Source organism: Hymenobacter nivis (genome assembly GCF_006439025.1).
Taxonomy (GTDB): Bacteria; Bacteroidota; Bacteroidia; order Cytophagales; family Hymenobacteraceae; genus Hymenobacter; species Hymenobacter nivis_A.
Genome location: NZ_RCYZ01000002.1, coordinates 662346 through 682768, shown reverse-complemented (window position 1 = coordinate 682768; position 20423 = coordinate 662346). Strand labels below are relative to the sequence as shown.

Genomic DNA, 20423 nt, shown 5'->3' with positions numbered 1-20423 from the left:
AACACTGCGGACACGGGCGGCCAATAGTTTTGTTTTTTCACCAAAACTTCATTGCATGCGCTTGAATCTGTACGCATTTGCCCCGGCCACGGCCCTGTTACTGAGCTTGGCCGGCGGGGTCGCCCGGGCCCAGGTCATCAGCCGGCCGAGCGCTACGCTCACGGTGGCCGAGGGCGCGGGCGCGGTGCGCGTGGCGTTTGCCATCGCCAATCCCGGCGCGGCGGCCAGCACCGTGGAGGTGAGCCTGCAAGCCTTCGGAACGGCCACGGCGGGCACCGACTTTACCTACGCCGCCACCCAAACGCTGACCTTCCCGGCCGGCGCCACGGGGCCCCAGACGCTGACGATTCCCGTCCTCGACGACGCCGCGGCCGAAGAGACAGAGTACTTCGTCCTGCGCCTCCAGAACCCGACCAACGCCACGCTCACGGCCGGGGCCACCGACGTGCTGGTGTACGTCCGCGACGACGACACGCCGGCCCCCGCCCTGGGCCGCGGCCTGACGCTGAACCTGTTGCAGAGCTACCAGACGGCCACGCCCTTCAGCGGCAGCACCCAGATCAACTCGGCCGAAATTGCCGCCTACGACGCCACCACCAAGCGCCTATACGTGGCCAATTCCATCGGCGGCAAGCTCGACATCCTGAGCCTGGCCAACCCGGCGGCCATCGCCGCGGTGGGTTCCATCGACATCAAGGCCTACGGCGGCATCAACTCGGTGGCCGTGCGCAACGGCTTGGTGGCCTGCGCCATCGAGAACGCCAACCCGCAGGCCAACGGCAGCGTAGTGTTTTTTGACCAGAACGGCGCCTTCCTCAAGCAGGTGGCCGTGGGGGCCCTGCCCGACATGATTACCTTCTCGCCCGACGGCCGCACGGTGCTCACGGCCAACGAGGGCGAGCCCAAGGCCGATTACACCGTGGACCCCGAGGGCAGCGTGTCGGTCATCGACGTATCGGGCGGCGTGGCCGGCCTAACGCAAGCCAACGTGACCACCGCCGGCTTCACGGCTTTTAATAGCCAGGCGGCGGCGCTGCGGGCCCAGGGCATCCGCATCTACGGCGGGCTGGCGGCCGCGCCCGCCACAGTGGCCCAGGACCTGGAGCCCGAGTACATTGCCCTGAGCGCCGACTCGCGCACGGCCTACATCACGCTGCAAGAAAACAACGCCGTAGCCATGCTCGACCTGGCCACCAAGCAGATAACCGCCCTGCGCCCGCTGGGCTACAGCGACGTGCGCGTGCCCGGCCACGGCATCGACGCCTCCGACCAGACCGCCGACGTGCTCATCGCCAACTGGCCCGTGAAGGGCATGCGCCTGCCCGACGCCTTGGCCTCGTTTGAGGTGGGCGGCACGCCGTACCTGCTGACGGCCAACGAGGGCGACGCCCGCGACTACAGCGGCTTCAGCGAGCAGGTGCGGCTGAGCGCCAACGGCTACGTGCTCGACCCCGCGGCGTTTCCGAACGCGGCGCTGCTGAAAGACCCCAGAGTACTGGGCCGCCTCAACGTGACCAACCGGCTGGGCGACACGGACGGCGACGGCGACTTCGACGAGATTTACGCTTACGGCGGGCGTTCGTTCAGCATTTACAACGCCACCACCGGGGCCGAGGTGCACGACAGCGGCAACCTGCTGGAGCGCGTGACGGCCGCCGACGCCACCTACGGGGCCCTGTTCAACGCCAGCAACGGCTTCGGCGAGGCGCCGGTGCGCAAGAACCGCTCCGACGACAAGGGCCCCGAGCCGGAGGGCGTCACCACGGGCCGCGTCGGCAACAACCTGTACGCCTTTGTGTCGCTGGAGCGCGTGGGCGGCGTGGTGGTGTTCAACATCAACAACCCCGCCGCCCCAGTGCTGGAAGCCTACGTGAACAACCGCAGCTTCACGGCCACCGGCGCCGGCGACCTGGGCCCCGAGGGCCTCGTGTTCATTTCGGCCGCCGACAGCCCAAGCGGCCAGCCCCTGCTGCTGCTGGCCAACGAGGTGAGCAGCACCATTGCCGTGTACGGCATCCAGGCGGCCGTGCCCACCCCCACGCGCGGCGAAGCCCTGGCCGCGGCGCCCCTGCGCCTCTACCCCAACCCCAGCCCTGGCGGCGCCGTGCGCCTAAGCCGCCCGGTGTCGGGCACGCTCTGCGACCTCACCGGCCGCGCCCTGCGCCAGCTGCGCGCCACCGACCGCCTCGAAACCGGCGGCCTGGCCGCCGGCCTCTACCTGCTACGTGCCGACGATGGCGCCACCGGCAAGCTCGTGGTGCAGTAAGCCACTTGGGGCCCCAAACCAAACCGCCCGCCCAGCCGCCCGCAACGGTAGCCGGGCGGGCGGTTTGGTTTGGGGCCCCGGCTGGGCGGGCGGCGGCTTGCATGAGTTTTTCGTGAATTAATTAGGTTGTTGCCTGGGATAAACGCCACCGTGCGGCCCGCCGCGCCGTAGACGGGCCGCCGGCTGCTATTCCCCCGGCCGTTGCTATGCTGTTGGCTGCTCCCATCGAACCCTTTGACTGGCACCGCATTCTATGGTCAGCCGACATGCCGCCGGCGTACTTGGGCGAGGTGGCATTTCGCTGCTTCGTCACGTACCTGCTCACGCTGGGGGCCCTGCGCGTGACCGGGCGGCGCGGGGTGCGGCAGCTCTCCATTTTCGAGCTGAGCATCATCCTGGCCCTGGGCTCGGCCGCCGGCGACGCCATGTTCTACAACGACGCGCCGCTGCTGCACGTGGCCGTGGTATTTGTGGTGGTGCCGGCGCTCTACTGGTGCTTCAACCGCTTCACCGAGTGGTCGCCGCGCTTCAGCGACTGGCTGGAGGGGGCCCCGCTGCTGCTGGTGGAGGACGGCCGCGTGCACATGGAAAACTTCCGCCAGCTGCGCCTCACCCAGAAGGAGCTGTTCGGCGAGCTGCGCCAGCAGCAGGTGGAGCACCTGGGCCAGGTGCGCCGCGCCTACATGGAGGCCACCGGCAACCTAAGCGTCTACTTCTACCCCCCCGACGAGCCCGTGCGCCCCGGCCTGCCCACCTTGCCCGAGCGGCTCAAGCAATTGCAGCGCCGCCTTGGGGCCCCGGGGCCCTACGCCTGCTGCCGCTGCGGCCACGTAGCCTCGTTTAAAGAAGGCGACGAGCCGCTGTGCCCCACCTGCCAAAACGACCACTGGCTGCCCGTGTCTACCGCCGAACGGGTGGCTTGAGGCGGCTCCGCGCGGCCGGCGGCATGCACTTTTCTTGCGGTTGTGCTTATGGCTAAGTGCCCAAAAGTTATGGTTCGACGCCCGGCGCCGGCGGCCGCGCGGCCGTATTAGGGGCCAGTGGAGGCCCGCGGCTGCGGCCGGGGCCCCCACCGCTGCACTCCCTAATTCATCCGTTTATATGAATCCTTCCAACAAAACGGCCCGCAAGCGCGTGGCCGTGACCGGTGGCACCGGCAAGCTGGGCAAGGCCTGCGTGGCCGACTTCCAAGCCCACGGCTACGACGTGTTCGTGATTGACACGGTGGCGCCCGCCAAGGGCATCCCGCACATCATCGCCGACCTCTCCGACTTCGGCCAAACGCTGGACGCGCTGTCGTCGGTGGGCTTCGACATCCACGCCGGCGTGGGCACGGGCCCGGCCTTCGACGCCGTGGTGCACCTGGCGGCCTTCCCCACCCCACGCCAGTACCCTGACGCGCACCTGTTTCAGAACAACCTGATGGGCACTTACAACGTGTTCGAGGCGGCGCGGCGCCTGGGCATCCACAACGTCATCTGGGCCAGCAGCGAAACCACGCTGGGCGAGCCCTTTGAGGGCGGCGAACCCTACGCGCCCGTGGACGAGGACTACCCGCTGCGCGCCAAAAGCGCCTACGCCCTGGCCAAGGTGCTGATGGAGGACATGGCCCGCCAGTTCTGCCTTCAGACGCCGGACATGAAGCTCGTCGGCTTGCGCTTCAGCAACGTGATGGAGCCCGCCGACTACGCCAAATTCCCGGCCTACGACGACGACCCCGAGGAGCGCAAGTGGAACATGTGGGCCTACATCGACGCCCGCGACGGCTCGCAGGCCATCCGCAAAGCCGTGGAGTGGCAGGCCACCGGCATGCACCCCTTCATCATCGCCAACGCCGACACGGTGATGTCGAAATCCTCGGCCGAGCTGATGAAAAACTACCTGCCCAACGTGCCGGTGAAGAAGCCATTGGGCGAACACGAAACGCTGCTCTCCATCGAAAAAGCCCGCCGCGTGCTCGGCTACGAGCCCGAGTTCAGCTGGCGCGAAGAAAAGTCGCGCTAGGGCCCCGGCGGCCGGCGCAAGTTTAGCGGCTGGCCGCGGCTCGGTGCCGCCCACAAAAAAAGGGGGCCCCGCGCGGGGCCCCCTTTTTTTACGAGTTCTGCTGGAAGCAACTAAGCCAGCTCGGGCGTGGCTACTTCAAAAGCATCCAGTGCTTTCTGCACGGCGGTAGCTTGCAGGTCGGGCACGGCGAGGCCTTCGGCGCGCACCACGGTTACGTCCGTCATGCCCAGGAAGCCGAGCACGGCTTTCAGGTAGGGCGCCACGAAGTCGTAGGCGGCCGACGGGCCGGTGGAGTACACGCCGCCGCTCGACATGGCCACGTACACTTTCTTGCCGGTAATCAGGCCCTCGGGGCCGGTGGCGGTGTAGCGGAACGTGATGCCGGCGCGGGCAATGTGGTCCACCCAAGCCTTCAGCGTCGAGGGGATGCCGAAGTTGTAGAGCGGGGCCCCAATCACGATAACGTCGGCGTCCTTAATTTCCTGAATGGCGTCGTCGGAGTGCTTGGCAGCGGCGGCCTGCTCGGGCGTGCGGCTTTCGGCGGGCGTGAAGAAGGACTGCAGCTTGGCTTCCTCCAGGTGCGGGAAGGGGTGGCTGGCCAGGTCGTGCACCGCCACGGTGCTGCCGGGGTTGGCGGCTTGCAGTTTTTCGATAATGCCGGTGGCGAGCTGGATGCTGGCCGAAGCCCCCTTGCGCGGGCTGGAAATGATGTGGAGAATATTCACTTTAAACAAGGTTGTGGCCCGCGGGCCGGTGAAATGCAGGTAGTAGTTGCGGCCCCAGCCATTTACTGGCTGTCGCACGACAAATGTACATACATTTCATGTACCAACATTGTTTAAATTTGCTCCCAAATATTTTATTTTTACCACCGGGGGCCCCACTCGTGATTCATCGACTCGCTTTTCCAGGGCGGAAGGGCAATTCGCAATGTAGCCTCACTAAATTGGCGCAACTCCTCCCCTACTTAATCACCATCCTAGAGTAGGTGAACGTGTTCCCGAAGCTTGTTTCCGTCCATATTTTCTTGCGCAGCAGGAGCGCATTGGGCGAAACCCAGCAGATTTGACCCGGCTCCCAAGTCTTGGGTGCTATTGACCAGACTTCCCGCCAAGCGCGGTTCTCAAAGCGGAAGAGGCGAATGCTATTGGGATAAACCGAATATTCTAGCCCGCTCGACGCCACGACGAAGCTTTTCATGTCTGGCGCGTATTGCGGAGCGTCGTACAATTCCAGCTGTTGGCCGTTTTTGTCGATTAGAAAAGTCTGCGTGCGCTCCCATAAGTGCGCCGTGATGGCGTGGTAACCAAATTGCGGCGTGTAGCCCGCGTACTCGAATTGGGCTTGGTCGTCATCATCCGTTCCCTGGCGTTTGTCCTGGTAAATTTTTTGTCCCTTCGCCGTTGGAATAACGATGCGTCCGCGTCCCTTCTTGAATGGAAACGTGACGCGCGGCTTAGCCGTAACGCAGCCTTTTTTCGCCTGCAGATAGGCCGATTTTGTTAACGATTTGAACGTAACCCGCACGGCGGTTGGGCCGCTGGCTGGGGGCCCCGTGAGCAGCGGCAGCAGCAACAGAAATCCGAGTTTCACGAAATACTTGGGCGATGGGTGCCCCGGCAAGATACTGGCGGCCGCATCTTTGCACCCATGCCCGACGCCGACGCTCCCCTGCCCTACCTCGTTTTTGATTTCGACAGCACGTTTACCCAGGTCGAAGGCCTCGATGAATTGGCCGACATTGCCCTGCAAGGCCAGCCCGACGCCGCCAAGCGGGTGGCCCAGATTAGGGCCCTGACGGACCGGGGCATGGCAGGCGAAATCGGGTTTCAGGAGTCGTTGGCGCAGCGGCTGGCGCTGCTGGGGGCCCACCGGCAGCACCTGGGGGCCCTGGTGGCGCGGCTGCACGGCAAGGTGAGCGAGAGCATCCGCCGCAACGGCGCGTTTTTCCGGGCCCACGCCGACCGCATCTACGTGGTGAGCAGCGGGTTCCGCGAGTTCATCGAGCCGGTGGTGGCCGAGTTCGGCATTCCGGCCGGCCACGTGCTGGCCAATACGTTCACCTTCGACGCCGAGGGTAACATCACGGGCTGCGACGCGGCCAACGTGCTGAGCCGCGACGGCGGCAAAATCCAGCAGCTGAAGAACTTGCAGCTCGACGGCCCCGTGTACGTGGTGGGCGACGGCTACACCGATTACCAGATTCGGGAGGCCGGCCTGGCCGCCCGCTTCTACGCCTACACCGAGAACGTGGCGCGCCCCACCGTGGTAGCCCGCGCCGACGAAGTGCTGCCCACTTTCGACGAGTTTTTATACCAACTGAAACTACCCATGACGCTGAGCTACCCCAAAAACCGCATCAAGGTGCTGCTACTCGAAAACCCCGACGCCCGCGCCGCCGAGCTTTTCCGCGCCGAGGGCTACCAGGTGGACGAAGTGAAGGGGGCCCTGGACGAGGCCGAGCTCATCGCGCGCATCGAGGGCGTGAGCCTGCTGGGCATCCGCTCGAAAACGCAGGTGACGCAGGCCGTGCTCGACGCCGCCAACCGCCTCATCGGCATCGGCGCCTTCTGCATCGGCACCAACCAGATCGACTTGGCTGGGGCCATGAAAAAGGGCGTGGCCGTGTTCAACGCGCCGTTCAGCAACACCCGCTCGGTGGTGGAGCTGGCCCTGGGCGAAATCATCATGCTGGCACGCCGCATCCCCGTCAAAAACCCCAAGATGCACGCCGGCGAATGGGACAAGTCGGCTGGCGGCTCGTTCGAGATTCGGGGCAAAACGCTGGGCATCATCGGCTACGGCAACATCGGCTCGCAGCTGAGCGTGGTGGCCGAGGCCGTAGGCATGAAGGTGCTGTACTACGACGTGGCCGAAAAGCTGCAGCTGGGCAACGCCGTGAAGTGCAAAACCCTGGAGGAGCTGCTGCCCCAGGCCGACGTGGTGACGCTGCACATCGACGGCCGCCCCGAGAACCAGGACTTCTTTGGGGCCCCGCACTTCGCCCTGATGAAGCCGGGGGCCCTGTTCCTCAACAACGCCCGCGGCCATGTGGTGGCCGTGCCCGCCCTGGCCGCCGCCCTGCGCAGCGGCCACCTCGGCGGCGCGGCGGTGGACGTGTTTCCGCACGAGCCCAAAACCAACGCCGAGGCCTTTGAGAACGAGCTGCGCGGCCTGCCCAACGTGCTGCTCACGCCCCACATCGGCGGCAGCACGGCCGAGGCCCAGCGCAACATCGCCGAGTTTGTGCCCGAGCGCATCATGGAGTACATCAACACCGGCAACACCCAGCAGAGCGTCAACTTCCCCAACATCCAGCTGCCGGTGCAGCAGGCCCACCGCCTCATCCACATCCACGCCAACGTGCCCGGCGTGCTGGCCAACATCAACAACGTGCTGGCCCAGCACCACGTCAACATCTTAGGCCAGTACCTGAAAACCAACGAGCACATCGGCTACGTGATAACAGACATCAACCGCGAGTACGACCAAGACGTGATTCAGGCCCTGCGCGAAGTAGAGCACACCATCAAGTTCCGGGTGCTGTACTAGCGCCCAGCAAACTACTTTGCGGCACTAGCCGTTATGACCAAAAGCTCCTTCTGCCATGTCTCAACTCACCATCACCCTCGACGACAAGCTATTGCACGCTGCACAGGAGTACGCCCGGCAGCGTGGGCAGGAGTTGGATGCGCTAGTAGCCCATCTGTTGCAAACCACAGTGCAGCCGTTAGCAAACCCACCGGCACCTGCGCGGCCCTTGTCGCCACGTATCCAGCGCTTGTTCGGCGCAGTCCAAGTACCTGCCGATTTCGATTATGAGAAGGTTGTGAACGAAGCCATTCAGGAGCGCTACGGGGCGTGAAGCACTTTTTTGTGGATACCAACGTGCTGCTGGATTTTCTCATGCGGCGCCCTCCTTTTGCCGTTGCGGCCGCAGAATTATTCCAATTGGCCGAAGATCGAAAAATCTGGCTTTACTGCAGTAGCCTGTCTTTCAGCCAGGCCCACTATGTTCTTCGCAAAGTGGCAGGGTCGTCAGAGGCGCGGGCGTTGCTGGTAGAAATTGCCGACATCGTAACCATCGTTGCCATCGATTCGCGCAACGTTCACGATGCGCTACGCTCCTCATTCGGCGATTTCGAGGATGCGCTCCAGCATTTTGCCGCCATCGCTGAAGTTGACCCTGCCCTCGAAGCCATCGTCACGCGCGACCCCAAGGGCTTTGCGGCCGGGGCCCTGCCCGTGCTTGCGCCGCCCGCCGCGCTGGCCGCCGCGCTTGGGTAGCTTAGGCGGCCGGCAGCGGCGGGCTCGCCGGGGCGGCGGGCGGCAAGACAAGCATCTGCTGGTAAGGAACTTGCCGCAGCTCGCCGACCGGGATGGTTGCTTTCATCTCGGCCAGCAGCTCGCCCAAAAGCTGCATGCTCTGGGCGGGGGGGCACCGGAACTTGCGCATCACGTAGCTGGTGGCCAGGCCGGCCCACTGGTCAATGCCTTGCTGAACCTGGAGCAGCCCGGCGTCCGGGGCCCCTTGCAGCTCGGGCTGCCGGGCCAGCCGGTCGTCTTCTTCCAGGTGCAGCCGGATGGCATTCATGGCCAGTACAAAAAGCGTTTTGTCGCGGCGCAGCTGGCGAATGCGGGGAATGGGCATGGCGGTGTTGGGTAAGGAAAGTGGTAGAGGCGGCAAAGGTAGCGGCCCCGTAGCGGCAGCCCCGCAGCACCACCGGAGCCGCCGCTACGGCGCCGCATGCCGCCCGACAAGCGCCGCGTGGGGCCCCAGCAGCCAGCCTGCCCGCCACCTCAGCGCCCCCTTCCCTACGCCACAAGGCCGGCCCACTGTGCAGCGGGCCGGCCTTGTGCCTTGTAATACAGGCCAGTAGGAAGTGGCAAGCGGGCAACGCTATTAGTTGTGGCTGAGGCGCTGGGTGGTGGTGCCAGCAGCCGTGGTGGTGCGCAGCAGGTAGAGGCCGGGGGCCAGGGTGGGCAGCCCGGCCAAAACCAGGGGGGTGGGGCCCAGCTCCAGGGCGCGGCTGTATACCGGGCGGCCGTCGAGGGTGAGCAGGGCAATGGTAGCGGACTGGTTGGCCGCGGCGCCGGGCAGAACCACCGACAGGGTTTCGGCGAAGATCGACGGGTAGGCAGTGGCCACGGGGGCCCCCAGGGCCCCGGCGGCCCGCACCACGGCCATCACGGGCGAGTAGGCCACGGTGCCGTCCAGGTCTTCCTGGCGCAGGCGGTAGTAGGTGGTGCCGGCAGCCAGGGCGGTGGCATCGGCGAACTCGTAGCTGAGGGCGCTGCTGCTGCTGCCGGCGGCGGCCACGCTGCCCACGGCGGCAAACTCGGCACCCGTGGCGCGCTCAATCACGAAGCGGGCGCTGTTTTTCTCCGAGGCGGTAGCCCAGTGCAGCACGTTGGCGCGGGCCGCGGCCTGGCCGGTGAAGGCCGTGAGCGTGACGGGCAGCGGGGCGGGCGTGGTGAGGGCCCCGGCGGCCAGCGCAGGTGCAGCGGCCGACTGCGTTTGCTCGTAGCGGAGCACCGTGCCGTTGGCGTTGCCCACGTAGAGGTCGAGCAGGCCATCGCCGTCGATGTCGGTGATGGCCGGGGCCGCGTAGCCGTTGAGGGTGGCCGTGCTGATGGCCGTGGTGCCGTCGGTGGTAAGCGTGTTCAATGGCCGAAACACTGCCGAGTTGGCTGCCGACTGCGTGTAGAGTACAATGGTACCGGCTTGGTTGCCGAGCAGCATGTCGAGGTAACCATCGCCGTTGTAGTCGGTCAGCAAAGGCTTATCCACCGAGCCGGCGTCGATGTTGGTGCCGTCGGCCAGCTTCATTCGGTTCAGGTCGTTGAAGGTCAAGGCATTGGGAACCGTTTGCTCGTAACGTCGCAGGGTGCCGTCGTTGCTGCCCACCAGCACGTCGAGCAGGCCATCGTTGTCGAGGTCGGCCACCGTAGGCCGGGCGTACGAGCCGGCGTTGGGGGCGCTGGCCGTGGCCGTGGCCGAAGCCGTATTGTAGGGGTTTACGAAGAGCACCGTACGAGTAAAGCGCAGGGCATCGGCGCCCGTGGCGGCTACTTGCTCGTAGCGGATGACGCGGCCAGTTTCTTCCCCCACCAGTAGTTCCAGCAAGCCGTTGCCGTCGAGGTCGGTCAGGGTAGGCTTAGCGTAGTTGGTGTTGGCGCTGTTAATGTCGCTTACGTGCAGGGTGGTGCTGTTGGTATCGGCGTTCTTCAGCAACACGGGGTTGGTAGTGGTGGCGAAGGAAGCCGAGTTGGCCGCCGACTGCTCATAAAACCGGATGGTGCCGTCGCCCTGGCCCAGCATCATGTCCACCAAGCCGTCGTTGTCGAGGTCGCCCATCGTGGGGGTCGAGTAGTTGCTCGTGGCCGTGGCCACGCCGACGGGCGCCGTTTGGGCACCGTACTTCACATCCGACGATACGCGGGTGATGCCCAGCTTGGTGGCCGTTAAGGCCGTACCGGCGGCCGTGGTGAGGCGCATGCGGCCCGTGGCGGCAGCCCGCGGCACGACAACGTCTACCGACCCAATGCCGGCTACCAGCCTCGTGGTGGCTACTTTCATCGTCTGCCCGTTAATCGTCACCGATTTCAGGTTGTTCAGGCCGGTACCCGAGATGGTAACCGTGGCACCCGCCGCCGCCTGGGCGGGGCTGAAACCGGAGATGGTTTGGGCACCAGCGGCGGCGGGCAAGCCCAGGGCCAGGCCGGCCAGCAGGGTCCGGCGCAGGGCCGTCGAGAAAGAGGAGGTAGCGGAGGACAGCATGGCGAAAAGGATAGAATATCGAGATGTAATGAATTGAACCTAAGCGGCTAGCAAGAACCTAGAGAATCTGTTTTCGTGGTTCGTTTGAGTGATGCAAAATTACCGGGGCCCCCAGGCAGGGCGGCTATGGGGCCCTGCCTGGGGCCCCGGTTTTCGGCAGACACACGCCGCAAAACCGCCAATGGAAGCGTTTTCTCGGCCAACGATAGAGCCTGATTATGGCCCTAATTTTTAAATAAGAAAGGATTGCCAGAATGAATTGAATAAAGCCCAGGCGACGCCCCCGCGCTACCTTGCCGCCCCAACCCTTTCGCCCATGAACCGCCGCTTTTTCCTCCGCACCGGCACACTGGCCAGCGCCGCCCTCACCACGCTTTCGCTGGCCCAATGCACCTCCGGCGGCGCTCCCGCCGATGCGCCCGCCGCGGGCGCCGCTGGCCCTCCCGCGCCTGCTCCCGCGCCCGCTGCCTTTGCCCTGCACGAGGCCACTGTGGCCGACTTGCAGCAGCACATGCAATCGGGCAAGTACTCGGCCCGGGCGCTGTGCGAACTGTACCTCCAGCGCATTGCGGAAGTGAACGCCCAGGGCCCCACCCTACGCGCCGTCGTCGAAACCAACCCCGACGCCTTGAAGCTGGCCGACGCCCTCGACGCCGAACGCACGGCCGGCAAGGTGCGGGGGCCCCTGCACGGCATCCCGGTGCTCATTAAGGACAACATCGACACTGGCGACCGGCAGCAAACCACCGCCGGCGCGCTGGCCCTGGTCGGCCACCGGGCCGCGCAGGATGCGTTCATCGTGAGGCAATTGCGGGCCGCCGGGGCCGTGGTGCTGGGCAAAACTAACCTCAGCGAGTGGGCCAACTTTCGGTCGTCGCGCTCGACCAGCGGCTGGAGCAGCCGCGGCGGCCAAACCAAGAATCCTTACGTGCTCGACCGCACGCCCAGCGGCTCCAGCGCCGGCTCGGGGGCAGCTGCGGCGGCCAACTTGTGCGCCGTGGCCATCGGCACCGAAACCGACGGCTCGGTGGTATCGCCCAGCTCGGTGAACGGATTGGTGGGTCTCAAGCCCACCGTGGGGCTGCTCAGCCGCGCGGGCATCATCCCCATCTCGGCCACCCAGGACACGGCCGGCCCCATGGCCCGCACCGTGCGCGACGCCGCCCTGCTGCTGGGGGCCCTGGTGGGCGAGGACCCCGCCGATGCCGCTACTAAAGGCAGCGCCGCCCACACCCAATCCGACTACACCAAGTTCTTAAACGTAAACGCCTTAAAGGGCAAGCGCCTGGGCGTGGAGAAATCGCACCTTACCGGCACCTCGCCCGCCATTGCGCTGCTGCAGCAAGCCATAGCCGCCCTGAAAGCGCAGGGTGCCACGGTGGTGGAAGTAGAGGTGGCCAAGCCCATCGGGGTCCTGGGCGAGGCCGAATTTCAGGTGCTGCTCTACGAATTCAAGGCCGGGGTGAACCAGTACCTAGCCGGGGCGGGGGCCCCAGTCAAGTCCCTGGCCGACGTCATCGCCTTCAACACCCAGCACGCGGCGCAGGCCATGCCCTTTTTCCAGCAAGAGACGTTGGAGCTGGCCCAAAAAACCGACGGCCTAGCCAGCGCTAAGTACCGCGCGGCTCTGGCACACTCGCAAGGCGGCGCTCGCAAAATTCTGGACAACGTGATGAAAGCCAACCGGCTCGACGCCGTCATCGGCATCACCACGGGCCCGGCGGGTTGCATCGATTTGGTGAACGGCGACTACTCGTCGGGACTCGACTTTTCGTCGCCCGCGGCCATGGCCGGCTACCCGCACCTCACCGTGCCCATGGGTCAGGCGCACGGCCTGCCGGTGGGCCTGTCGCTGGTGGGCCCGGCCTGGGCCGAGGGGCCCCTACTGGGCCTAGGCTACGCCTACGAGCAAGCCACCAAGCTGCGCCGGGCGCCCGAGCTGCGGGGGCCCCTGGCGGGGTAGCGCCGGGGCCCTGGGCGGGTGGTTGCGGAGGCAACAAAGCTGCTTAGACGCTGCCCTTGGGCCCCTACAGCCGCGCCCGCACTTGGCGCAGCACGCGCTCCATCTCGTTGCGGATGTCGCCGCTGTCGGCGATGTGGTTGTTGTTCAAGAAGCTGAAGGCCAGCAGGCGGCCGCTTTTGGTGCGCAGGTAGCCACTGAGGTTGGTGTTGTTGGAGAGCGAGCCGGTTTTGCCCCACACCCAGGGGCCCTGGGCGTCGTGGTAGCGCTTGCGCAGCGTACCCTGGCGCCCGCCGGCGGCCAGCAGGCTCAGCAGGCGGGGCTCGGGCACTTCCTTGTGCAGTTGGAGCAGCAGCGCCTCCAGGGTGCGGGGCGTGACGAGGTTTTGGCGCGAGAGGCCCGAGCCGTCGGCCCACGCCACCGGGTCGGGCAGGGTGCCGAGGTACTGCTTGCGCACGTACCGAATCACGCGCTGAGTGCTCAGCGAATCGTGGAGGCCCACGGTGGTGCTGGCCATCAGCAGCAGCTGCTCGGCCAGGAAGTTGTCGCTCACGCGCAGCATCCGGCGGTAGAGGCTGTCCACGGGCAGGCCGCGCAGGGTGCGCACCACATCGGTGGGGCGCGGGCGCCAGGGGGCCCCCACGATGGGCCGCCGCAGCGTATCGCCGAGCAGGCGCAGCGTGAAGGCGCGGCTGGTGCGGAACGGCACCTCGTCGATCCACCGTTTAGTGAACGGCGCCACTACGTAGAAGCGGTTCTCGTCGAGGGCCCGAATCACGTGGGTGTCCTTGTCGATGTTGGGCGTGCGCAGCGCGGCCGGCACGGGCCCCGTGAGCGGCGCGAAGGACTGGGGCAGCACGCGCAACCGGCTGGGCAGCTTGCCGGCGGGCGGCACGGCGTAGAAGCGCACGGTGTGCCCGTAAATCGGAAACGCGCCGCGCTCGGGCTGGAAGTAATAGCCAAAATCGTCCCAGGGCCAACCGGGGCCGAAGGGCGTCGAGCAGGCAATATCGCAGCTGGCGAGCAGGCCGGGGGCTTTACGCAAAAACTCGAAGGCGCGGCGGCTGGGCACGTCGCCGTGCAAAAAGGTGGGGTCGCCGGTGCCTTGGAAAAACAGCGTGTCGCCGCGGCTGAAGTAGCGCAGGCTGGGCAGCGAATCGGGCAGCAGCTTCAGACCCGCGTACAGGCTGAAGAGCTTCATGTTGCTGGCCGGCGTGAAGTACTTGGTGTCGTTTTGGGCAAACAGCGGCTCGCCGGTGGCGGCGTCGGCCAGCACCAGGGCCACGGCGTGGGGCCGCAGCACGGCCGAGCTATCGAGCAAATTGCGCAGCCAGGGCAGCTTTTCGGCACCGGGCGGCGGGGCCGCGGCGGGCGTTTGGTCGGGGGCTTGGGCGCAGGCGGTAAGCTGGGTGGCGCCCAGCGCCAGCAAGCTCAAGAAGTAGAGGGGACGGAGCAACACGGGCCCCAATTTACGCAATAGTTGCGCCCGGGGCCCCCAATGCCTTGCGCGGGGCCCCGGGCGCCCCGCTCCCCGGGGGCCCTACTGGGCGGCGGCCGGCGGGGCCCCGAACTGCGTTTTCAGCGCCTGGTAGGCAGCGCGCGAAATGGCCAGGCGCTGCACCACGGTGGTTGTTTTTTGGGTGACTTTGCCCTTTTTGTCGCGTTCGGCGGTCACGTTTTCCAGCGTCAGGAACTGGCAAGCTTCGTCGTTGGGGGCGCAGTGCAGCTTCACGCGGGCAAACTGGTCGAGCTCAGACTCCGCCACGTGGGGCGTGAGCAGGTGGAACTGGCCGGTTTCGAAGGCCTGGCGGGCATCGGCGGTTTGCGCGATGTAGCCCACGGGGTGAGGCAGCGTTTCCTCGTCGGCCCAGGTGTCGGTGGCTTCCGAAAACGGCTCGTGCGCCTGCGCCGCGGCCACCAGGTAGGCCCCGCCCACAATAATAGCGGCCTCTACCAGCCAGATGGCCCACAGCAGCAGGCCCGTGGGCGTGCTACTTTTCAGCGACCAGGTGCCGGTTTCGTTGATCTGGCGCATGGCGCTCCACATGCCGGCCGGGTCGGCCACGATGCGCGCAAACAGGCTGGGGTTGAACGAGGTACTGCCCACGCTCAGCCCCGCCGAGCTGACGATCTTCGCGGCCACGCCCGGCTCGGCGACGGCGGCGGGTGCCTCCGGCTGGTTGAAGAGCATGGTGAGGTACACGCCCCACTCCAAGTACACGGCCACCAGGGCCACCAAGGCCGCCAGGGCCCCCACGCCGAGCGGGCTGCGCAGCTTACCGGCCCGCGCCAGCCGCGCCAGCACCACCCCCAGCAGCAGCCCGAAGCCCCCGCACAGGATGACGTTGATATAGATGAACGGGATGTACCAGATGGCGTAGATGTAGACCAGCGCCAGCACCGCCGCCGCCGCGGCGCCGCCCAGCAAGAAAAGCCCAGCGCCGCCCAGCGGCATTTTGTTGGAAGGTTGGTAGTAGAGGCTCATGCGAAAAGTGGTTGAGTGGAAGGAAGATAAACCGGGCCGCAATAAACGATAAGCCTTGATTTTTCCAAACGCGGTGCCGGCCCAGCCCCACTACTGCGCCGCCCCGCTGGGGGCCCACGCGGTGCCAAACCGCTGCGTAAGCGCCGCGTGGGTGGCCGCCGAAATGGCCAAGCGCTCCACCACGGGCACGACGCCGTACACAGTCAGGCCCTTCTGGATTTTTTTCTCGAAGTTGGCCAGCATCAGGTAGCAACCATGCGCGTCGCCGGGGGCCGCGTACAGCTCCAGGCGGGCAAAGCTGGTTTGCTTGTGGCGTATCATTTGGGCCACGTCGAGCTTGGTGGCGCACGGCAGCAGGCCATCAAACCGCCCGGCTTCCAGGGCGGTGCGCAGGGCGGCCGGGTCGGTGGCGTAGCGCAGGGGCTGGGGCATGGTGGCGCACCGGGCCCACGCGCCGGTGGCTTCGGAAAACGGCTGCTTGGCCTGGGCGCGGGCCCCCAGGCAGGCCCCGCCCACGATAATCACCGCCTCGGCCACCCAGAACATCACCAAGCTCGGCCCTGGCCCGGGGCCCCGGCGGTCGAGCGTCCAGATGTGGGCCTGGTTCACGGCCGCCAGTTCGGCCACTAGGCGGCCGGGGTGCGCCAGCAGGCCGGCCCACGCCCGAAAGTGGAACGGGGCCCCGGCGCGGCCCTGCGCCGGCCCGCCCGGGGCCCCGCCAGCCCCAAAAAGTAGCGCCAAGTACACGCTCCACTGCAGGTACACGGCCGCCAGGCCCACCGGCAGGGCCAGCCCCGCCGCGCCGCGCGGGCTGCGCAGCCGGCCGCGCCGCACCAGTTGCGCCAGCACCGCCCCCAGGGCCCCGCCAAACGCCAGGCACAACAGCCCATTCACCAAACGGCAGTACCACAGCGCGTACACGTAGCCAAACGCCAGCACGGTGGCGGCGGCCCCGCCGGCAATTAAAAACAGCAGGGCCCCGCGCCGCGGCATCCGGTTAGACGGCTGATAGTAAAGGCCCATGCGGCGCAAAAAGGAGCAAAAGTGGTGGCAACCCCGGCCCAAAGAAACGCAGAAGCCGGGCCGCTTGGCGGCCGGAAACCTGATTTTTAGGCCGGAACCCCGGGGTTTGGTCTACCTTTGTCCCCCGTCATGCCTGAACGCTCCACCCCCCCCACCCCAGCGTCGGCCGCGAAATTTATTTTCGTCACCGGCGGCGTCACCTCTTCACTCGGCAAAGGAATTATTTCCGCCTCGCTGGCCAAGCTTTTGCAAGCCAGAGGGTTCCGAGTCACCATCCAGAAGTTCGATCCGTACATCAACATCGACCCGGGCACGCTCAACCCCTACGAGCACGGCGAATGCTACGTGACCGACGACGGCGCCGAAACCGACCTCGACCTGGGCCACTACGAACGGTTCCTGAACACCCCCACCTCGCAGGCCAACAACGTCACCACGGGCCGCATCTACGACACCGTGATCCGGCGCGAGCGGGAGGGCGCCTTCCTGGGCAAAACCGTGCAGGTGGTGCCCCACATCACCGACGAAATCAAGCGGCGCATGCTGCTGCTGGGCGAAGGCGGCAATTTCGACGTGGTGATTACCGAAATCGGCGGCTGCATCGGCGACATCGAGAGCCTGCCCTTTGTGGAGGCCGTGCGCCAGCTGCGCTGGGAGCTGCCGCCCAACGATTCGCTGGTCATCCACCTCACGCTGCTGCCGTATTTGGCCGCCGCGGGCGAGCTCAAAACCAAGCCCACGCAGCACTCGGTGCGCGACTTGCGCGAGGCCGGCCTGCAGCCCGACATCCTGGTTTGCCGCACCGAGCACGCCATTCCGGCCGAGATGCGGCGCAAAATTGCGCTCTTCTGCAACGTTAAAATCAACTCCGTCATCGAGTCGCTCGACGCCGACACCATCTACTCGGTGCCGCTGCTGATGCTCAAGGAGCAGCTCGACGAGCGCGTCATCAAGCGCCTGAAGCTGACGGGCGGGGCCGCGCAGCCCGACCTGGAGGTGTGGAAGGATTTCCTGGGCCGCCTCAAAAACCCCACCGAGGAAGTGACCATCGCCCTGGTGGGCAAGTACGTGGAGCTGCCCGACGCCTACAAGTCCATCACCGAGTCGTTTGTGCACGCCGGGGCCCTCAACGAGTGCCGGGTGAAGGTGCGCACCGTGCAGTCGGACCACCTCACGCCCGAGAACGTGGCCGAGAACCTGCGCGGCGTCGATGCCGTGCTGGTGGCCCCGGGCTTCGGCGAGCGGGGCTTCGAGGGCAAGATTGCCGCCGTGCAGTACGTGCGGGAAAACGGGATTCCGTTCTTCGGCATTTGCCTGGGCATGCAGGTGGCCGTGGTGGAGTACGCCCGCCACGTGCTGGGCCTGCCCGGCGCCAACTCAACCGAGATGGACGCCCTCACGCCCCACCCGGTCATCGCCATGATGGAGTCGCAGAAGGACGTGACCCAGAAGGGCGGCACCATGCGCCTGGGGGCCTACGCCTGCGATTTGCGGCGCGGCTCGCGGGCGGCCAAGGCCTACGGCAAAACCCACATCAGCGAGCGGCACCGCCACCGCTTCGAGTTCAACGGCGAGTACCTGGCCCAGTTTGAGGCCGCCGGCATGCAGGCCTCGGGCACGAACCCCGAAACGGGGCTGGTCGAAATCATCGAGCTGCCCCAGGCCGTGCACCCCTGGTTCGTGGCCGGGCAGTTCCACCCCGAGCTGAAAAGCACCGTTGAGAACCCCCACCCGCTGTTCGTGCGCTTCGTGCGGGCCGCCATGCAGCACCGCAAGGGGTAAGTAGCGAATAGTTAGGGCCCCAGAACATTCAGGGCCCCAGGCCGTCATGCAGCACGAAGTGAAGCAGCCTTCCCGCTGAGTAATCCAACCGATTGGGTCGCTCAGCGGGAAAGATGCTTCACTTCCTGCTGCATGACGGCCTGCGGGCAACCACTCTTGGCAAACAGCTTGCTGGGGGCCCCGTGCCATCGGCGGGGGCCGCCGTACCTTTGCGCATCGTTTCACAGTTACGTTAATGGATAAAAATTCCGCCACCGGCCTATTTCTCATATCGGCCCTGATTCTGGTGTACTTGTTCTTCTTCAGCCCGAAACAGGCCGACGTTGAAAAAGCCAAAAAGCAAGAAGCCGCCACGGCCGCTGCCCGCTCCGCCACCAAGCCCACCCCGGGAGTGCCCGCGGCCGTCGCCGCCGTTCCGGTTGGCGGCATCGCCCCCGATGCGCCGCTCGACTCGGCCGCCGGCCCCGTGCAGGCCGTGACGCTGCAAAACGCCGACCTCACCGTCACGCTCTCCTCGCGCGGGGGCCGCGTGACGGCCGTGCGCCTGAACAAGTACAAGACCTTTTTTGGCAAGGAGCTGAACCTGCTCGACGCCCGGAGCGCCCGTTTCGACACGCGCTTCCGCACGGTGGCCGGCCAGACGATTCGCTTCTCGGACCTCAACTTCCAGCCCTCGGCCGTGACCACGGTGGGCCCCGCCCAGCGCGTGAGCTTCACGGCGTCGGTGGCCGGCGGCACCATTGTGCAGACGTATAGCCTGCCCGCCGACAGCTACGAGCTGGCCTACGATTTGCGCTTCAATGGCCTGGAGCGCACCGTGGCCCAGGAGCCGCTCACCTTCACGTTCCTCGACCGGGTGCGCCAGACCGAGCAGGACCGCAAGCAGAACCAAAACCACTCCACCATCAACCACTACTCGGCCTCCGGCAGCCACACCGCCCTGGCCGAAACCAGCGAGAAGCCCGAGGAAAGCAAGTCGGAGGGCCCCGTGCGGTGGGCCGCCCACAAGCACGACTTCTTCGTGGCCGGCCTCGTGGCCGATGGCCAGCCGTTCAGCAGCGGCGTCTTCAACACGGCGGTGCCCGACGCCAACGACTCGACGTTCATCAAAACCATGAGCACCACGCTCACCCTGCCGGTGGCCGAGGTGGAGCAGGGCCGCGGCCAGTTCCGCTACTTCTTCGGGCCCAACCAGTTCAATTTGCTCAAGGCCGTGACCCCGGGCTTCGACCGCAACGTGTACCTGGGCTGGGGCCTGTTCCGGTGGGTGAACCAGTTCATCATCCTGCCGGTGTTCCACTTCCTGGCCAACTACACCAGCAACTACGGCCTCATCATCGCGCTGTTGGTGCTGCTCATCAAGCTGGTTACCTGGCCCCTCACGTACAAAACCTACGAGAGCCAGGCCCGCATGAAGGTGCTGAAGCCGGAGATTGACGCCATCAAGGAGAAGTTTGGCGACGACGCCACCAAGGTGCAGCAGGAGACGATGAAGCTCTACTCCACCTTCGGAGTAAGCCAGCTCAGCGGCTGCGTGCCCACGCTGCTCACGCTGCCCATCCTGTTCGCCATGTTCCAGTTCTTTCCCAACGCCATCGAGCTGCGGCAGGAGCATTTCTGGTGGGCCAAGGACCTGAGCAGCTACGACGTGTTCGTGAAGCTGCCCTTCTTCGTGAAGTGGTACGGCGACCACGTATCCATGTTCACGCTGATGATGACGGCCTCCACCCTGGTGATGACCTGGCAGAGCAACCAGGTGAACACGGCCATGCAGGGCCCCATGAAGTTCTACAGCTACCTGATGCCCATCATCTTCCTGTTCGTGCTGAACAGCTTCGCCGCGGGCCTCACCTGGTACTACTTCGTGTCGAACGTCATCACCTTCGCCCAGCAGGCCATCACCAAAACCTTCGTGGACGACACCAAGATTCGCGCCCAGCTCGAAGCCAACAAGGTGAAGAACAAGGACAAGAAGCCCACCGGCTTCCAGGCCCGCATCGCCGAGGCCATGAAGGCCTCGCAGGAGCGCGAAGCCCAGGCCAAGAAACCCGGCAAAGCTTAAACGCCCAGCCGCGCTACTACACAAAAAGGCCCGCCGAAGCGGGCCTTTTTGTGTGCAGTT

16 protein-coding genes are annotated in these 20423 nt (G+C 65.9%); 9 read left to right on the top strand and 7 right to left on the bottom strand.

What is annotated here, in order from left to right:
• Nucleotides 1-55: 55 nt before the first annotated feature.
• The 3 genes from EAH73_RS07410 to EAH73_RS07400 all read left to right on the top strand — a co-directional run bounded on the left by EAH73_RS07410 (nt 56) and on the right by EAH73_RS07400 (nt 4270).
• On the top strand, nt 56-2266 hold the full coding sequence (locus tag EAH73_RS07410; RefSeq protein WP_140465832.1) for a choice-of-anchor I family protein: 2211 nt from the start codon (nt 56-58) through the stop codon (nt 2264-2266).
• 206 nt (nt 2267-2472) lie between these two features.
• Nucleotides 2473-3189, top strand: a complete 717-nt coding sequence (locus tag EAH73_RS07405) for a DUF421 domain-containing protein (RefSeq protein ID WP_140465831.1) — start codon at nt 2473-2475, stop codon at nt 3187-3189.
• 178 nt (nt 3190-3367) lie between these two features.
• Nucleotides 3368-4270, top strand: coding sequence for an NAD-dependent epimerase/dehydratase family protein (locus EAH73_RS07400; RefSeq protein WP_140465830.1), 903 nt, complete (start codon nt 3368-3370; stop codon nt 4268-4270).
• 110 nt (nt 4271-4380) lie between these two features.
• Here the strand turns inward: EAH73_RS07400 and EAH73_RS07395 are convergent, their stop codons facing one another.
• Nucleotides 4381-4995: an FMN-dependent NADH-azoreductase gene (locus EAH73_RS07395; protein WP_140465829.1), complete on the bottom strand. Its 615-nt coding sequence runs from the start codon at nt 4993-4995 to the stop codon at nt 4381-4383.
• 238 nt (nt 4996-5233) lie between these two features.
• Nucleotides 5234-5863, bottom strand: coding sequence for a hypothetical protein (locus EAH73_RS07390; RefSeq protein ID WP_140465828.1), 630 nt, complete (start codon nt 5861-5863; stop codon nt 5234-5236).
• Between the two features lie 57 nt (nt 5864-5920).
• Between EAH73_RS07390 and serA the strand changes: the two genes are divergently transcribed.
• The 3 genes from serA to EAH73_RS07375 are packed head-to-tail and all read left to right on the top strand — an operon-like array spanning nt 5921 to nt 8557.
• On the top strand, nt 5921-7822 hold the full coding sequence (gene serA, locus EAH73_RS07385; protein WP_140465827.1) for a phosphoglycerate dehydrogenase: 1902 nt from the start codon (nt 5921-5923) through the stop codon (nt 7820-7822).
• 55 nt (nt 7823-7877) lie between these two features.
• Nucleotides 7878-8135: a DUF6364 family protein gene (locus EAH73_RS07380; RefSeq protein WP_140465826.1), complete on the top strand. Its 258-nt coding sequence runs from the start codon at nt 7878-7880 to the stop codon at nt 8133-8135.
• Between the two features lie 11 nt (nt 8136-8146).
• Nucleotides 8147-8557, top strand: coding sequence for a type II toxin-antitoxin system VapC family toxin (locus tag EAH73_RS07375; protein ID WP_140465825.1), 411 nt, complete (start codon nt 8147-8149; stop codon nt 8555-8557).
• 1 nt (nt 8558) lies between these two features.
• On the opposite strand, the gene EAH73_RS07370 is transcribed toward EAH73_RS07375, so the two are convergent.
• Both EAH73_RS07370 and EAH73_RS07365 read right to left on the bottom strand, forming a co-directional pair.
• A complete protein-coding gene (locus EAH73_RS07370) occupies nt 8559-8921 on the bottom strand; it encodes a hypothetical protein (RefSeq protein ID WP_140465824.1) in 363 nt (120 codons plus the stop codon).
• A 252-nt stretch (nt 8922-9173) separates the two neighbouring features.
• Entirely contained in the window at nt 9174-11051 is a 1878-nt protein-coding gene (locus EAH73_RS07365; protein ID WP_140465823.1) for an FG-GAP repeat domain-containing protein, read from the bottom strand.
• Between the two features lie 316 nt (nt 11052-11367).
• On the opposite strand from EAH73_RS07365, the gene EAH73_RS07360 reads away from it, so the two are divergent.
• Entirely contained in the window at nt 11368-13014 is a 1647-nt protein-coding gene (locus tag EAH73_RS07360) for an amidase (RefSeq protein ID WP_140465822.1), read from the top strand.
• 64 nt (nt 13015-13078) lie between these two features.
• On the opposite strand, the gene dacB is transcribed toward EAH73_RS07360, so the two are convergent.
• The 3 genes from dacB to EAH73_RS07345 all read right to left on the bottom strand — a co-directional run bounded on the left by dacB (nt 13079) and on the right by EAH73_RS07345 (nt 16519).
• A complete protein-coding gene (gene dacB / locus EAH73_RS07355; RefSeq protein WP_161599468.1) occupies nt 13079-14470 on the bottom strand; it encodes a D-alanyl-D-alanine carboxypeptidase/D-alanyl-D-alanine-endopeptidase in 1392 nt (463 codons plus the stop codon).
• 81 nt (nt 14471-14551) lie between these two features.
• Nucleotides 14552-15496 (bottom strand): hypothetical protein, encoded by a 945-nt coding sequence (locus EAH73_RS07350; RefSeq protein ID WP_140465820.1) that lies wholly within the window; start codon nt 15494-15496, stop codon nt 14552-14554.
• A 90-nt stretch (nt 15497-15586) separates the two neighbouring features.
• Nucleotides 15587-16519 (bottom strand): hypothetical protein, encoded by a 933-nt coding sequence (locus tag EAH73_RS07345; protein WP_140465819.1) that lies wholly within the window; start codon nt 16517-16519, stop codon nt 15587-15589.
• A gap of 129 nt (nt 16520-16648) precedes the next feature.
• Between EAH73_RS07345 and EAH73_RS07340 the strand changes: the two genes are divergently transcribed.
• Nucleotides 16649-18301, top strand: coding sequence for a CTP synthase (locus EAH73_RS07340; RefSeq protein WP_140465818.1), 1653 nt, complete (start codon nt 16649-16651; stop codon nt 18299-18301).
• A gap of 235 nt (nt 18302-18536) precedes the next feature.
• A complete protein-coding gene (yidC, locus tag EAH73_RS07335; RefSeq protein WP_140465817.1) occupies nt 18537-20363 on the top strand; it encodes a membrane protein insertase YidC in 1827 nt (608 codons plus the stop codon).
• The last annotated feature ends 60 nt before the right edge of the window (nt 20364-20423 follow it).